Annotated in this window: 2 protein-coding genes; both read right to left on the bottom strand. The window is 68.7% G+C overall.

The features are described 5' to 3' along the window. Positions 1-470: hypothetical protein (locus tag B2W70_RS18370; protein WP_286748032.1), on the bottom strand; the 470-nt coding region annotated here is incomplete at its 3' end. 14 nt (positions 471-484) lie between these two features. After that, on the bottom strand, positions 485-840 hold a 356-nt coding region (locus tag B2W70_RS18365), incomplete at its 5' end, for a sugar transferase (protein ID WP_286748030.1).

Genomic DNA, 840 nt, shown 5'->3' with positions numbered 1-840 from the left:
TGGCGCACGCCGGCCAGCGACATCAGCGCGCCCACGGTGGTCTGCAGTGGGCGCAGCAGGCCCAGCGTGCGCGAGCCGTGAGGCGAGTAATAGACGCGGGTCTCGCGCGGCAGCAGCCGGCCCATGCGCGTGCCCAGCGCCCAGGGCAGGAAGCCATGCAGGTGCACCGCGCTGAAGGCGTGCTGGCCGATCTGTTGCTGCACCACGTTGGCCAGGGTCAGCCAGTGCTTGCGGCTGCGTTCCTCGCACGGCACGGTGACCAGGTGGATGCCTTTGTGAAAGCGGCCTTGCAGGTGGCGGTGCCGGGGCTGGTCAAGCATCACCACGGTCTGTCGGTAGCCGGCGCGCGCGAGGGTGTCGCTGGCCGGGCCCATGAAGCCGAAGACGGCTTCGGTGAGGTCGCCCACGATGTGCAGGACGTGGCCCTGCGGGGGCGACAAGGCGTGTTGAACGTCGGAGAGGTTGGTCATGGGATCGACGGGGTTCAGCGCGCGCCACCTTTGCCCAGGACCACGGCGATGGTCTTGACCAGGATCACCGCGTCGCTCCAGAGGCTGCGCTGCTCGACGTAGTCGCGGTCGAGTTCGACGCGCTCTTCGTAGGTGGTGTCGCTGCGACCGCTGACTTGCCACAGGCCCGTCATGCCGGGCATGGCGTTGAGGTAGTGCCAGCGCGCTTCGCCGTAGCGGTCGAGCTCGGCCAGGGTGATGGGGCGGGGGCCGACCAGGCGCATTTCGCCCTTGAGCACGTTGAACAGCTGGGGCAGCTCGTCCAGGCTGGTTTTGCGCAGGAAGGCGCCCACGGGCGTGATGCGGGGGTCGTTCGTGAGCTTCTGGTCAC

Origin of the sequence: Aquabacterium sp. UBA2148 (assembly GCF_002328915.1) — a bacterium.
In the GTDB taxonomy this organism is placed as follows: Bacteria; Pseudomonadota; Gammaproteobacteria; order Burkholderiales; family Burkholderiaceae_C; genus Aquabacterium; species Aquabacterium parvum.
The sequence above is the reverse complement of the archived record's forward strand: the minus strand, read 5'-3'. Positions and strand labels throughout refer to the sequence as shown.